10 protein-coding genes are annotated in these 14,609 nt (G+C 68.0%); 6 read left to right on the top strand and 4 right to left on the bottom strand.

Annotation, left to right across the window (positions count from 1 at the left end):
• Nucleotides 1–2 precede the first annotated feature (2 nt).
• From ASD42_RS03290 to ASD42_RS03280, 3 genes are all read right to left on the bottom strand, one after another.
• On the bottom strand, nt 3–1,382 hold the full coding sequence (locus tag ASD42_RS03290) for a TIGR02678 family protein (RefSeq protein ID WP_056809964.1): 1,380 nt from the start codon (nt 1,380–1,382) through the stop codon (nt 3–5).
• On the bottom strand, nt 1,379–2,884 hold the full coding sequence (locus ASD42_RS03285; protein ID WP_056815298.1) for a TIGR02677 family protein: 1,506 nt from the start codon (nt 2,882–2,884) through the stop codon (nt 1,379–1,381). The genes ASD42_RS03290 and ASD42_RS03285 overlap by 4 nt, the downstream gene beginning before the upstream one ends.
• A 132-nt stretch (nt 2,885–3,016) precedes the next feature.
• Nucleotides 3,017–4,156 (bottom strand): hypothetical protein, encoded by a 1,140-nt coding sequence (locus ASD42_RS03280; protein WP_056815295.1) that lies wholly within the window; start codon nt 4,154–4,156, stop codon nt 3,017–3,019.
• Between the two features lie 348 nt (nt 4,157–4,504).
• On the opposite strand from ASD42_RS03280, the gene ASD42_RS03275 reads away from it, so the two are divergent.
• Nucleotides 4,505–4,810: a hypothetical protein gene (locus tag ASD42_RS03275; protein WP_056809962.1), complete on the top strand. Its 306-nt coding sequence runs from the start codon at nt 4,505–4,507 to the stop codon at nt 4,808–4,810.
• 354 nt (nt 4,811–5,164) lie between these two features.
• Here the strand turns inward: ASD42_RS03275 and ASD42_RS03270 are convergent, their stop codons facing one another.
• Nucleotides 5,165–5,995, bottom strand: a complete 831-nt coding sequence (locus tag ASD42_RS03270; protein WP_235569430.1) for a PAC2 family protein — start codon at nt 5,993–5,995, stop codon at nt 5,165–5,167.
• 192 nt (nt 5,996–6,187) lie between these two features.
• On the opposite strand from ASD42_RS03270, the gene metH reads away from it, so the two are divergent.
• The 5 genes from metH to ASD42_RS03245 all read left to right on the top strand — a co-directional run bounded on the left by metH (nt 6,188) and on the right by ASD42_RS03245 (nt 14,609).
• Nucleotides 6,188–9,784, top strand: a complete 3,597-nt coding sequence (metH, locus tag ASD42_RS03265) for a methionine synthase (protein WP_056809957.1) — start codon at nt 6,188–6,190, stop codon at nt 9,782–9,784.
• A 230-nt stretch (nt 9,785–10,014) separates the two neighbouring features.
• The gene (locus tag ASD42_RS33630) at nt 10,015–11,985 is read left to right on the top strand and encodes a serine/threonine-protein kinase (protein ID WP_056809955.1); all 1,971 of its coding nucleotides are present in this window, start codon (nt 10,015–10,017) and stop codon (nt 11,983–11,985) included.
• Between the two features lie 80 nt (nt 11,986–12,065).
• Nucleotides 12,066–12,737, top strand: coding sequence for an HAD family hydrolase (locus ASD42_RS03255; RefSeq protein WP_268793498.1), 672 nt, complete (start codon nt 12,066–12,068; stop codon nt 12,735–12,737).
• 180 nt (nt 12,738–12,917) lie between these two features.
• Nucleotides 12,918–13,781, top strand: a complete 864-nt coding sequence (locus tag ASD42_RS03250; protein WP_056809952.1) for a HalD/BesD family halogenase — start codon at nt 12,918–12,920, stop codon at nt 13,779–13,781.
• A 12-nt stretch (nt 13,782–13,793) separates the two neighbouring features.
• Nucleotides 13,794–14,609 (top strand): hypothetical protein, encoded by an 816-nt coding sequence (locus tag ASD42_RS03245; RefSeq protein ID WP_056809950.1) that lies wholly within the window; start codon nt 13,794–13,796, stop codon nt 14,607–14,609.

Genomic DNA, 14,609 nt, shown 5'->3' with positions numbered 1-14,609 from the left:
GCTCAGACCCCTGCCTCTCCGGTGCTGCCGTCGGTATCGGCGGCGGTGACGAACAATTCCTCGGCCTTGCGCACTCGCACGGTGACCACCGCGCCCCGATATCTGGCCAGTGCGGGCAACACCAGCAGCCCGTCGTCGACCGGCCGGATCAGCCGCAGCTTGGCGAGCAGCGCGAGCACCTCGGTGGTGAGCCCTCCGACATCGGCCTGCCATTGCGCGGCGAAGGTCGCGCCGTAGCGGTCGGTGAGCGCGATGACCGTGGCGCGTACCCAGGCGTCGTCCAGGAACGGATAGGTGACCGGTTCGGGAGAATCGGTCTCATCGTCATCGAAATCTGTTGCGGCAGTATTTATTTCGATGTCGTCGGCGAGCGGAGCGAACACGCCCGCAGTGGGAATGGACGCATCGAGTTGCTCGAGCAACGTGTTGTCAGGGGTGAGCGCTCCGGGACGACGGGCGACCGGGTTGTCGATGTCGAGAACCGCGTCGGCGATCTCACCGATCAGTAGCAGCGCCACCTGTGCCAGGGTGCCGGTGCCGGGGAAGCGGGTATCGGACAGTCGACCCGAGGTGTCGATCAACGCCACACCCTCGGCCCGGCGTTCGGCCCGCAGGCCGGTGCAGTATTCGACCTCGCCGATCAGCCGGTCCTGGCCCAGTAGCGCCCGCTCGGCGTCCGACAGTTCGTCGAGATAGACGATCGGGCGCTCGACCAGTGCCCGGCGAACCCGGCGGGCCTGATCGGGCGATGCCTGGTCGGCATCATCGGCCAGCAAACCGCGCACGCTGTGCAGGTGTTGGAGTGCTCGCGGCGGCCGGAACAGGGCGAACACCACCGGTCGGTCGATGTCGTAGAGCGCCTCGCCCGCCTCCGGGTCGCTGGCCCAGCCCCCCGCGTCGCCGTCGGCCAAGGTCAGCGCGCCACGCGCGCCGAGCCAGCCGACGGCGTCGACGAAGGCATCGCGATCGGCGGCCCGCTCGGTCGACAGGTCGAGGCCCTCGATCCGGCTCGCGTAATCGGCGACGTGCTCGGCCAATTCCGAGAGGGTGATCTGGTCGCCCGCCCGGCCGAGGGCGGCCAGCGCCAACGACAGGTAGGCGTAGCGGCGACGGTCGAAGACACGATCGTTGACGCTGCGGGCGGGCCGGGCGTCGTCGAGTCGATCGTGGACCGGGTAGAGCCGGGCCGTGGTCTCGGTGACTTCCAGTCGGTAGCCGAACAATTCGGCCAGGTCCTCGCGGAGCTCGGTCGCCCAGCGACGGATCAACGGCAACGCGATCCGATCGGGGTAGACGCGGGTGACCAGGTGATTGGCCAGCATCACCCGCGCCGCCCGCTGATAGCTGTCCAGTGCCAGCGCGTCGATCCGTTGCCGCTTCATCGCGCGACCCCCCGTCGCGCCGAACCGCTGCGCACCTCGAGGCGGCGATTGTTCAGATGCAGCAGCCCCACCGCGGTGCGGATCACCGTCGACCCGTCGCACGGCCGCACCGTCAACGTCACACCGTTGTCGGAACCTGTTGTGCCGTCGACGTTTCCGCTCACCGGCACCCAGGCGGTGGAGGCCGCGTCGAGCAGGCGCAACAGCACCTCCGTCTCGCGCTGATCGAGCACCCGCTCGTGCACATTGCCCTTCGACAGCGAGGCGGCGGCCGCGGCCCGGTCCCGCTGCGCCGCCAGTTGGGCCTCGCGCAACCGCCGCACGCCCGCGTCGTTGCGCGCGATCCGGGCGGGGGCGCCCGCAGTGGGTGCGCGCCCGGTCTCGGCGAGGGTTCGCGAGATCTCCAACGGCGGTGCTTCCCACCAGGAACGGCTGGTCGGGATCAGCTCCGCATCGGGATGTTCCAGTGACAGATGGCGCGGCTTGCCGAGCCCGAACACCGCGTCGTAGAGCGCGTGCGCACCGCCCGCGGTGGGAGTGGCGACGAACCATTCGGCCAGGTGCCGCAACGCCGACTCCCGACTGATGCCGCCACGGCGGGTCTCGGTGACCCGGCGCAACAGCGACAGCACCGCTGCGATCGCGCTCATCGTCGCCTCGCGCAGCCGGTCGGCCTCACACGTTTCCGACGACTCGGTGCCCGCGGCGACGAACCAGGTGCGCAACCCGTCCCACCGCGAACGCCAATCCGCTTCGCGCTCGGCCAGGCTCAGCAACACCCGCTCGTCACACCCGGCCGCGCGACCGATCAACTGCTCGACTCCGGTCTCCTCGACCTCGCCGATCGCCGCGGCCAGGCGCGGCGCGAACCGGGCCAGATCCATGCTGAACTCCCGCATGTGCGCCAGCAACGCGTCCTTGTGCGCGAGAAAGGATTCCGGGGTGATCTCGGTCGTGCGCACCAGATCGCCCAGCGACAGATAGAAATGCGCGGCCCGCGCGGCCATGTCGGTGAGCGCGGCGTCGAGCCTGCGCAGGGTGGTGTAGACCCGCTCGGCATCGCCGTCGCGGTTGGCTGCGGCGAGCGTGCGCAGGTCGGCGAGCAACTCGGGGAGCACGAGCCGCGACAGCGACGCGTCCTCCATGCGGGCCGCGAGCACCCCGGCCACCGCTCGGTAGGCCTGGAAACCGGCCTGCGCGAACTGGTAGACGTAGTGCCGGTTGCGGTACTCGGCCAGCGTCGCCGCCCGGGTGCCGTCGTAGCTGCGTTCGAGCACACCCCAGCGATGCAACTGCTCGAGCAGGGGGCCGATCTCGACCGCGGGCAGTGGGACACCCGCGGCCGCCTCGACCCGGCCGCCCGCCTCGACCCGGGAAATCCACTCCGCGACGTCGTCGGCGTGCAACAACACCACGTAGGCGGCACGAGCGCTGTCGAAGGCGCGCAGCACCCGCAGGTAGTCGGCGCGCTTCTCGGCGGTCGCGAACGAGAACAACCGCAGACGTTCGTCCCACAGGGCGGGTACGGCGCTGGGCAGGCCGTCGGCGGAGTCGGTCACCGTAGACAGGTTAGTGGTGGCCTTCCCGTGCTCCGCCGGACCCGTCCCCGATCGGCGTGGCATCGCCGGGCGAACTCATCCGACATTGAGCGATCGCAGCTGCTCGAGGAACGTTTGGGTGCGCTGATCTCCTGGGTAGCGTTCGATGATCTCCCTGGCCGCCTCGCCCGCGATCCACGCCAGCGACGGCAGCGACTTGCGACCCGCGGAGAACGCCGCGACGCCCTCTTCGACCGCGCGCTCGAGATCGCGGTCGCGCACCGCGACGACAGCCAGGGTCAGCCGAGCCTCGGAGACCCGCATGGGGTTGCGGACCGAACCGTCCGGTCGGGTCGAATCGCTGATCACCTGCCGGGCGTAGCGTTCGGCCAGTCGATCCTGGCCGGCCACTCGGCAGCAGTCCATCGCGTAGAAGTCGAATTTGGTGGCGTCGACGACGAAGTGGTTGTCCAGATCGGCCGGGTGACCCATCCGCGACAGAATCGCCTTGCCCTCGTCGAGCGCGGTCTGCATCGCGCGACGGTCACCGAGTCGAGCCCAGCCCTTGGCGCGCTGCGCGGCCAACTGCACCCCGACACTCGACGACGTGGTACCGGCCATCGCCTTCTCCGAGACATCGATCGCGCCACGAAAGTTGCCCTGTGTCAACGCGAACCACGCCGACATCTCCGCCGCCCACCCGACGATCTCCGGATTGCCCGCTTCCCGACCGAGGGAATCGGCGGCCCGGCGGGTGGCTTCGGCGCCGCCTCTGCGGCCGAGGTCGTAATCGACGCAACCGACCAGCAACGCCACCCAGCCCGCCAGCACGAGGATCTCTCGATGCTGGCTCAGCGTCAGTCTGCCGTCGAGCAGCGAGGTGATCCGGCGCAGCCACGCGGTCCCCTCGGTGTGCAGCGCATGTGGGTCGGCATAGGCGTATTCACAGCACAACCGTTCGGCGGTGATCCGCACCGCGTCCAGTGTGGCGCTGTTGACGTCGGACATCCTGAGTCGTCCGATGAACTCCAAAGTGTCCATACCGGTTGCCGATAACAGCTCGTCATCGCGGTTGGGACGGGACTTCGGGAAGAACGCGGCGGGGACGGTGTCGAACGCGGCCGCGATGATCGGCGCGTAGAACTCGTCAGGTCGCGATTCCCCGGATTCCCAGCGGCGCCAGTTGCGCAGCAAGGTACTGTCCGTCGGCAGGTTGTGGGAGGACTTGGCACGCATCGCGCGAACTGCGTCGCCTTGCGACCACCCCCTCGCGTCACGTTCCGAGCGCATCCGAACAGCCCATACGGGTCGATCATCAGTTGCGGTCACGGCGGTAGTATTCCACCAGTTAACGTTCGGCGTCCCGGATAGGGCATGTAGATGTCATCGGATTGACATCTGCTGCCGGGGGCCGCGAGTGTTCATGATGTAAGCAGGTGCTCGGCATGACAACCGGGTTCCCGCTTTGCAGGAGAGCTTGCAGGGCAACGCAGTACCCCCGCGTGGCGCACCGCGCGACGCGGGGGGACCGGTAAACAACAGGTCCGACAACAGAACAGCGATCCCAATCCAACGGAGGTTCGGGTGGAAGCGTTGATCTATGGATACTTGCGGGACGATTTGGCCGATGGCCAGAGCGACCAATTGGAGGATGCGCTACGCAGCCTCGCGCGCACCGCGGGCATGTGTTTCGCCGCGACGTTCCACGAAGCACCCGCGGGTGACGGTGCGGCGTTCGCCGAACTCACCCAGGAACTGAAGCGGGCCGATGCCCACCACGTGGTGGTGCCGTCACTCGATCACCTTGCGGGCCAGACGATTCCGCGTGACCTGCTGATCGCGAAGCTGGCGCACGAGGCGGCCGCTCAGGTACTGACCCTGGAGCGTTAGCCATGGGATCCGACGCATGCGCCGATCCACCATCTCGGTAGCGGCCGGGCAGGCCTGCCGAGATGCCCGGCAGGCAGAACCGACACCTCGGCGATCCGCCGCGCTGCCGTCGCGGCGTGCACCCGATCGATATCGCAGTCGATGTCGATCGGGGAGTGTCGCCGCTATGAGCCGGGTACCTCGCCGTCGTCGCGGCGGTGTCAGGGTGAAATGCCCGCCCGGAATGGGGATTTCGATGCCGTGAGAGTACTGGGCCGCCGATTCCGATGGTAGGTAGGCCATTCGGGCAGCAGCCTCGGTACGTCCGAACATCACGAACAACCGCGGGCCCGACGAACTCCCGGTGTACGAGGGCTACAGGCCGAAGCTACCCGGACCGCGCCTGCGCAGGTATTTCTCGAATTCCGCCGCGATGGCGTCGCCGTCGATCTTGGACATGGTCTCGTTGAGGTCGATCGCCGCGTCGCCGCGCTCCTCGAGCGAGCGCACGTACTCGCTGATCTCCTCGTCGCCGAGGGTCATCTCGTTGACCGCGGCTTCCCACTCCTCGGCCTGTTTCGGCAGCTCGCCGAGCGGGACCTCGATATCGAGGACGTCTTCGACCCGATGCAGCAGCGCGATGGTCGCCTTCGGGTTCGGCGGTTGCGACACGTAGTGCGGGACCGCGGCCCAGAACGACACCGCGGGCACACCGGCCTTCACACACTGGTCCTGCAACACACCGGTGATCCCGGTCGGGCCCTCGTACCTGGTCTGTTCCAGACTGAACCGCTCGGCGGCCTCGGGACTGTAGGCCGAACCGGTCACCGGCACCGGCCGGGTATGCGGAGTATCGGCCAGCAGCGCGCCGAGGATGACCACGGTCTCCACACCCAGTTGCTCGATGAATTCGAGCAGGTCGTCGCAGAAGCTGCGCCATTTCATATTCGGTTCGATGCCGCGCAGCAGCACCACGTCACGGTCGCTGCCGGGCGGGGAACACACCGACAGCATCGTCGAGGGCCACTGGATCTCCCTGGTCACGCCGTCGACCTGGCGGACCGTCGGCCGGTTCACCTGGTAGTCGTAGTAATCCTCGGAATCGAGCTCGGCCAGCGGCTCGGCATCCCAGATCAACTCCAGATGCTCGATGGCGCCACTGGCGGCATCGCCGGCGTCGTTCCAGCCCTCGAAGGCGGCAACCATGACGGGATTGCGCAAGGTCGGCAGTTCCGTCTCGGGGGTCTCACTGGCATCCACCCGGTCAGCCTAGTGTCTCGTTCGAATTGTTTTGCGGTGACCGACGGTGTTGCGTGTTTCCGCCGCGGACAGTGGCGCAGGCCACTTGATTCACCCACAGTGGTCTTGTTCGTCGGGGGCGCCCTCTAGTCTTGAATCATGTCTGCGTCCTTGCCCACCGGGTTCGATACCACGCTCCTCGATACGCTGCGGCGGCGTGTCGTCATCGGCGACGGCGCGATGGGCACGATGTTGCAGGCCGCGGATCTGTCGCTCGACGACTTCCGTGGCCTAGAGGGTTGCAACGAGATCCTCAACGACACCCGCCCTGACGTGCTCGCCGAGATCCACCGCGCCTACTTCGCCGCAGGCGCGGACGCGGTGGAGACCAACACCTTCGGCTGCAACCTGCCCAACCTCGCCGACTACGACATCCAGGACCGGATTCGGGATCTGGCCGAGCGCGGCACCCGTATCGCCCGCGATGTCGCCGACGAGATGGGTCCCTCGGCCGACGGTACTGCGCGTTATGTCCTGGGCTCGATGGGCCCGGGAACCAAGCTGCCGACCCTGGGTCACGCGCCGTTCGTGTCGCTGCGTGATGCCTACACCGAGGCCGCGCTCGGCATGCTCGACGGCGGCGCCGACGCCATCCTCATCGAGACCTGCCAGGACCTGCTGCAGGTCAAGGCCGCGATCACCGGCAGCCGCCGGGCGATGATCGCCGCCGGTCGCCGGATCCCGATCATCACCCACGTCACCGTGGAGACCACCGGCACGATGCTGGTCGGCAGTGAGATCGGCGCGGCGCTGACCGCGCTGGAACCCCTCGGTATCGACATGATCGGTCTGAACTGCGCGACCGGGCCCGCGGAGATGAGCGAGCACCTGCGGCACCTGTCGCGGCACGCGAACATCCCGGTGTCGGTGATGCCGAACGCCGGTCTGCCGGTGCTCGGGGCCAACGGCGCCGAGTACCCGCTCGACCCCGAAGAGCTCGCCGTCGCGCTGAGCGGGTTCGTCTCCGAGTTCGGGCTGTCGCTGGTCGGTGGTTGCTGTGGCACCACCCCCGAGCACATCCGGCAGGTCGCCGAGGCGGTGCGCGAAGTCGAGAAGACGCTGCCGCCGATCGCCGATCGTCGCCACCCCGAGCACGAGCCTGCCGTGTCGAGCATGTACACCGCTGTCCCGTTCGAGCAGGACGCGTCGATCATGATGATCGGTGAGCGCACGAATGCCAACGGCTCCAAGGCTTTCCGTGACGCGATGCTGGCCGCCGACTGGCAGCGCTGCCTCGAGATCGCCAAGGACCAGACCCGCGACGGCGCGCACATGCTCGACCTGTGCGTCGACTACGTGGGCCGTGACGGCGCCGAGGACATGAACGAGCTGGCTTCGCGGCTGGCGACCGCCTCGACGTTGCCGATCATGCTCGACTCCACCGAAGTGCCGGTGTTGCAGGCCGGTCTGCAACATCTGGGCGGTCGGTGCGCGGTGAACTCGGTGAACTACGAGGACGGCGCCGGCCCGGATTCGCGGTTCCAGCAGATCATGCGCCTGGTCTCCGAGCACGGTGCCGCTGTCGTCGCGTTGACCATCGACGAAGAGGGTCAGGCGCGCACCGCCGATCACAAGGTCGCGATCGCCGAGCGGCTCATCGACGACATCACCGGCAACTGGGGCCTGGCCGAGTCCGACATCATCATCGACACCCTGACCTTCACCCTCGGCACCGGGCAGGAGGAGTCGCGCAAGGATGGTGAGGAGACGATCAAGGCCATCCGCGAGCTCAAGCGCCGCCGCCCGCAGGTGCAGACCACCCTTGGCCTGTCGAATATCTCCTTCGGTCTGAACCCGGCCGCCCGGCAGGTGCTGAACTCGGTGTTCATGCACGAATGTGTGCAGGCGGGTCTGGACTCGGCGATCGTGCATGCCTCGAAGATCCTGCCGATGAGCCGGATCCCCGAGGAGCACCAGCAGGTCGCCCTCGACCTGATCTATGACCGCCGCGGCGAGGACTACGACCCGCTGCAGAAGCTGATGGCGCTGTTCGAGGGTGTCTCGACGGCATCGTCGCGGGCCTCGCGTGCGGAGGAGATGGCCCTGCTGCCGTTGTTCGAGCGTCTCGAGCGGCGCATCGTCGACGGTGAGCGCAACGGTCTGGGCGATGATCTGGACGAGGCGATGCAGACGGTGCCGCCGCTGCAGATCATCAACGAGACGCTGCTGTCGGGCATGAAGACCGTCGGCGAGCTCTTCGGTTCGGGGCAGATGCAGCTGCCGTTCGTGCTGCAGTCGGCCGAGGTGATGAAAACCGCTGTCGCGCACCTGGAACCGCACATGGAAGCCACCGACGACGCGGGCAAGGGCCGCATCGTGCTGGCGACGGTGAAGGGCGATGTCCACGACATCGGCAAGAACCTGGTCGACATCATCTTGTCCAACAACGGCTACGAGGTCGTGAACCTGGGCATCAAGCAGCCGATCGCGACCATCCTCGACGCCGCCCAGGACAAGAAGGCCGACGTGATCGGCATGTCCGGGCTGCTGGTGAAGTCGACGGTGGTGATGAAGGAGAACCTCGGCGAACTCAACACCAAGGGTGTCGCCGAACAGTTCCCGGTGCTGCTCGGTGGCGCCGCGCTGACCCGTTCCTACGTGGAGAACGACCTGACCGAGGTCTACGACGGCGACGTGTACTACGCCCGCGACGCGTTCGAGGGCCTGCGGTTGATGGACGAGATCATGACCGTCAAGCGCGGCGGTGGCCTCGATCCCGACAGCCCCGCGGCGATCGCGGCCAAGGAGAAGGCCGCCGAGCGCAAGGCCCGCCACGAACGGTCCAAGCGGATCGCCGCCGAGCGCAAGGCCGCCGAGGTGCCGATCGTGGTGCCCGAGCGTTCTGATGTCGCCGCGGACCTGCCGGTGCCGACGCCGCCGTTCTGGGGCACACGGGTGGTGAAGGGTCTGCCGCTGGCGGAGTATTCGGGTCTGCTCGACGAGCGGGCGCTGTTCCTGGGCCAGTGGGGTCTGCGTGGTCAGAAGGCCGGCGAAGGGCCGACCTATGAGGACCTGGTGGAGACCGAGGGTCGTCCGCGGTTGCGTGCCTGGCTCGAGCGACTCGCCACCGAGGGAGTGCTCCAGCACGCTGCCTTGGTCTACGGGTATTTCCCCGCGGTGTCCGAAGGCGACGAAGTCATCGTGTTGACCGAGCCGAGTCCTGATGCGCCGGAACGGTATCGGTTCACCTTCCCGCGTCAGCAGCGCGACCGGTTCCTGTGCATCTCGGACTTCATCCGCTCGCGGGAGAAGGCCCGTGAGACCGGACAGGTCGATGTGCTGCCGTTCCAGCTGGTCACGATGGGTCAGCCGATCGCCGACTTCGCGAACGCGCTGTTCGCCGCCGACAACTACCGCGACTACCTCGAGGTGCACGGTGTCGGTGTGCAGCTCACCGAGGCGCTGGCCGAGTACTGGCATCGCCGGGTGCGCGAAGAGCTGACCGTCGACGGCAAGTCCGTGGCGGCCGAGGATCCCGCCGACGTGCAGGACTACTTCAAGCTCGGCTACCGGGGCGCGCGCTACTCCTTCGGTTACGGCGCATGCCCTGACCTGGAGGATCGTGCCAAGCTGGTCGACCTGCTCGACGCGGGCCGGGTCGGGGTGACGCTCTCGGAAGAGCTGCAGTTGCATCCCGAGCAGTCGACGGACGCGTTCGTGCTGCTGCATCCGGAGGCGAAATACTTCAACGCCTGACACACTGCAGGCACGAGATAGAGGCGTCGGCAGATCGGATCGGTCCCGCGGGCCGGTCCGTTTGTCGTTGTGGCGCTTGTGAGTATGGTCACGATGGGGCGCCGGGTCCACGGGCCGGGCTGTCTCGCAACAGGATCGAAGCAGTTCAGCACGTAGAATTCTCGAAAAGTTTCATCCCGCTGTGGCGCGGAGGGCGAGACGACTCAGCGGTAAGCAGGAGGGGCACAGATATGACATCGGATCGGTTGATCGCGGGACGCTATCGACTCACCGACCCGATCGGCACGGGCGCGATGGGGGTCGTGTGGCGCGCCACCGACGTCCGGCTGCGGCGCACCGTCGCGGTGAAGCAGGTTCTGCTCGCGCCCGGTCTCACCGGTACGCAAGCGCTGGAAGGCAAACTGCGCGCGATGCGCGAGGGCCGGATCGCTGCCCGCCTGCACCACCCGAACGCCATCACCGTCTTCGATGTCGCCGAAGAGGACGGCCAGCCGTGGCTGGTCATGGAGTACATGAACGCGCCGAGCCTCGCGGCGAAGCTGGCAGGCGGAGTGACGCTGCCCCCGATCGAGGTGGCGGGGATCGGCGCCCAGGCCGCCGCGGCGCTGTCGGCGGCCCACGACGCCGGGATCATGCACCGCGACGTGAAACCGGCCAACCTGCTCGTCGGCGACGACGGCACGGTCAAGCTCACCGACTTCGGGATCTCGCACGCGACCGGCGACGTCACCGTCACCGCCACGGGGTTCCTCGCGGGCACCCCTGCCTACCTGGCGCCCGAGATCGCCCGCGGCGACAGCCCGAAGCCCGCCGCCGATGTGTTCGCCCTCGGCTCGACGCTGTACGCGGCCTCCGAAGGCGCTCCGCCGTTCGGTGAGGGCGACAACCCCCTGGCTGTGCTGCACGCCGTCGCGCGCGGCGTGGTGCCCGAGCCGAAGAACGCGGGCCCGCTGGCCCCGGTCCTGATGTGGCTGCTGACCGCGTCGGCCGATGATCGGCCGACGATGGCGCAGGCCCGCATCGCGCTGGAAGACGTTGCCGCGGGCCGGGTTCCGGCACTGCCCGCCTCCGCGACGAAGATCCTGCCGGTGGGTGAGGCGGCGACGACCCTGATTCCGCAGCCCGGCGCCCCCGCGAACGGGGGAGCGGCGGCGAAGTCGGGTGCGGCCGCGTTGTTCGGCAGCGGTCTGGCAAGGGCCAAGGCTGCCCGCTCGGCCATCTCGGGCCGAAATTCGACCGGCGCGTCCTCGGGTGCGCCGCAGGCATCGGACGTGAGCGGAACCCCGGCAGCGGGCGCGGTCGCCGACGTAGCGGGCCGACCGGACGGAGCAATCGGCCGAGCGGCGGCAGGCGGGGTCGGGCAGGCAGGCGCGGTGCGGCAGGCAGCGGCAGGCGATCCCGGCCTCGTTCGGCCGCGTGACGCCGCGTTCTCGGCCGCGGACGGTGTCGAACGTGCCGGTGCCCAGGCCCAGTTGCGCGCCATGGCGGCAGCCGGGCCGACGGACGGTTCCGGCCTGCATCCGGCGTTCCCCGTCCCACCGTCGCGCACCGACCGCGCGAACAACAGTCGCGCCGTGCTGCTCTTGGCCGCGGCCGTCGCTGCCTTCACGGTCATGCTCGTCGTGCTGGTGGTCACCCGCGACCGGGGCCGCGAGCCCGATCAGCAGGCACAGACCCCGGCATCGCCGGTCACCGTCACGACGATGGTCGACGGCAAGGTGAGCACCGTCGTCATCGTGCCCGAGCAGGAAACGATCACCGTGTCGGCTCCGCCCGCCGCCGTGCCCGGCGGTGCGACGACCTCCGGCGCGACCCCGACCAGCACCTCGGCAAAGCCCACTCCCACCACGCCGAAACCGACCAGCACGACCGTCACCACCACACCGTTCGGCCCGCCCACCCCGGACCGGATCAACCAGTTCATCGCCGGGTACTACGGCATGCTGCCCGGCAATATCGGCGGGGCGTGGGCGCAACTCGCTCCCGGGTACCAGGCGCAGACCGGCGGGTTCGGACAGTACTCGTCGTTCTGGTCGTCGGTGCGGTCGGTGACTGTCGGCTCGATCACCCCCAGCGGGCCCAACCGCGCGGTCGTCACCCTCACCTACCAGCTCGCCAATGGCACCGTGACCTCGGAGAACCGCTGGATTCAGGTCGCGGGCGACGCGGGCAACCTGCAGATCGCCGGATCGGGCGTCTGAGGCGAACCCGTTACGCTGAACGGGGCTCGGCGACTGCCGGTCACCGGGTGACATGTGATGAGAACGAGGCGAGTGAACAGGTGAGCGCGCGACCGGCCGCGGTGCTGTGGGACATGGACGGCACGCTGCTCGATTCGGAGAAGCTGTGGGACATAGCGGTTCGTGAACTCGCCCGCGAGCACGGCCGTGAGCTGACCGACGAGGTCCGCCACGCCCTGATCGGCGCCTCCGGTCCGAACGCGCTGCGCATGCTCTTCGACGGTATCGGCGTGGTGCCGACGCCGGAGACGATCGTCGAGGCGGGGGAGTTCCTCGAGCGCCGGGTGACCGAGTTGATGCTCGGCCCGATCCCGTGGCGTCCCGGCGCCAAGGACGCGCTGGCGATGGTGCGCGAGGCGGGTATGCGGTGCGCGCTGGTGACCAACACCAAGCGCTCGCTCACCGAATACGGCCTCGACACTCTCGGCCGCGACTACTTCGACACCTCCGTCTGCGGCGACGAGGTGGCGCACGGCAAGCCCGATCCGGCCATCTACCGCCGCGCCGCGCAACTGCTGGGGGTCGACCCGAGTGACTGTGTCGCGATCGAGGATTCGCCGACCGGCTCGCTCGCCGCGCAGGGCGCGGGCTGCGGTCTGATCGTGATTCCGTGCGAGATCGCGGTTCCCGAGGCGCCGGGGCGGGTATTTCGTGAGTCGCTGGTGGGCCTGTCGGTAGCGGATCTGCGCGCCGCACTCCACGCCCGCGTCTGAAAATGATGAGGGCTCACCGTGATAGGGCGTAATAGCCTACCGTGATAAGACCGAAATCTGGGTAGAATCTGTGAAAACTGTTGCCGCACAGTTGAATTCGCACGATTGTGATCTTCCCGGGATATGCCCGATTTGTCGAAACCGCGAGCGCGCGCCCGAATATTCCCGCAAACTGAGTACATGACGGGCACGCGGGGGCTTGACGAAATCGTCGACATCGCACGGTATCCACTCACCGATCTCGGTGGTTCGGGCAGGCAGGCGGCCATCGAGGCGGCTCGTGCCGAGCTGGCCGAGGACGGCTGCACGGTCCTGCGTGAGTTCATCCGGCCGCAGCTGCTGGAGACGCTGCGCACCGAGGGGGAGGCGATCGCACCGCACGCCCACTACAAAGTGGAGCGGGTCAACGCCTACAACATTCCCCTCGACGCCGACCTGCCCGCCGACCATCCGGCGCGGATCGTGCTCGACCGCGGCAATGCCTTCGTGGCCCGCGACCGCATCCCCGCCGAGGCGCTGATCCAGCGTCTCTACACCGATCCGGTGTTCCAGCGGTTCGTCGCCGACTGCTTCGAACTCGACGATCTGCACGAATTCGCCGACCCGCTGGCCGGTTTGTGCCTGAACGTGGTCGAGCCGGGGATGTCGCATCCGTGGCATTTCGACACCAACGAATTCACCGTCAGCATGCTCACGCGCAAGCCCGAAGCCGGCGGCGTGTTCGAGTACTGCCCCAATATCCGCGACCCCTACGCCGAGCATCTCGACGACGTCCGTGCCGTGCTCACCGGTGACGGCGCCCGGCTCATCCGCTCGCTGGAACTGCGCCCCGGCGACCTGCAGCTGTTCAAGGGCCGCTTCTCCCTGCATCGAGTCACCGAGGTGGCTGGTGCGGGGCAACGACATTCGGCGATTTTCGCCTACACGGACCGACCAGGGGTGATCGGCACGGTCGAACGCACCAGACAGTTGTTCGGCCGTGTCCTGCCCGACCATGTGGCCGCCGCGGCCGACGCCGTCCGAGGTGACCGACTGCTCGACTGAGAGGAACCGCCCATGTCCGTTCCGTTGCACACCACCGGCAAAGCATCCTTCGACGACATCTACGAAAGTCCGGATCCGCGAGCATATTTCGAGCGGATGAACGATCTGGACTACCGGATCCCGGAACTGGCAAAGCCGCACTTCGCCGAACAGCTGCGTCAGCTGCGGGCCGCACGACCGGACCGGATTCCGACCGTGCTCGATCTCGGGTGCTCCTACGGGGTGAACGCGGCACTGCTGCGCGCCGACACCACCGTCGACGAATTGGCCGGGCACTACCGCGATCACGCCGACACCGACAAGATCGGGCTGATCGCGGCGGACCGGGAGCGGTTGCGCGGCGATCTCATGCCCGACGTACGCTTCATCGGGATGGACGCCGCACGCCCGGCGCTGACCTACGCCCACGCCGCCGGACTCCTGCACGACTACGTGCACGCCGACCTCGAGGCCACCGAGCCCACCGAGGCGCAGCGGCGTGTGCTGGCCTCCGCCGATCTGGTGATCTCCACTGGATGCGTCGGCTACATCACCGAGAAAACCCTGTCCAGGGTCGCCCAAGCCGATCCGCGCAAGCGACCGTGGATGGCACATTTCGTGTTGCGGATGTTCGATTTCGGTCCCATCGCCGAGGAACTGGCCGCGCTCGGCTATCGCAGCGAGCAGCGTCCCGGTATGTTCCAGCAGCGGAGGTTCGCCTCGGCACAGGAACGCGAACAGGTGCTGGATGCGTTGGCGGCCAAGGGAATCGACACCACCGACCACGAAGCCGAAGGCTGGCTCTACGCCAACCTGTTCCTGTCCCGCCCGCATCCCATCGAGACCTGA

Origin of the sequence: Nocardia sp. Root136, from assembly GCF_001427185.1 — a bacterium.
GTDB classification, from domain to species: domain Bacteria; phylum Actinomycetota; class Actinomycetes; order Mycobacteriales; family Mycobacteriaceae; genus Nocardia; species Nocardia salmonicida.
This window is presented reverse-complemented; position numbering and strand designations above follow the sequence as displayed.

Coding starts and splice junctions, on each gene's coding strand:
- ASD42_RS03290 (WP_056809964.1), bottom strand. CDS start 1,382: ATGAAGCGGCAACGGATCGACGCGCTGGCACTGGACAGCTATCAGCGG.
- ASD42_RS03280 (WP_056815295.1), bottom strand. CDS start 4,156: ATGCGTGCCAAGTCCTCCCACAACCTGCCGACGGACAGTACCTTGCTG.
- ASD42_RS03270 (WP_235569430.1), bottom strand. CDS start 5,995: ATGGTTGCCGCCTTCGAGGGCTGGAACGACGCCGGCGATGCCGCCAGT.
- metH (WP_056809957.1), top strand. CDS start 6,188: ATGTCTGCGTCCTTGCCCACCGGGTTCGATACCACGCTCCTCGATACG.
- ASD42_RS33630 (WP_056809955.1), top strand. CDS start 10,015: ATGACATCGGATCGGTTGATCGCGGGACGCTATCGACTCACCGACCCG.
- ASD42_RS03250 (WP_056809952.1), top strand. CDS start 12,918: ATGACGGGCACGCGGGGGCTTGACGAAATCGTCGACATCGCACGGTAT.
- ASD42_RS03245 (WP_056809950.1), top strand. CDS start 13,794: ATGTCCGTTCCGTTGCACACCACCGGCAAAGCATCCTTCGACGACATC.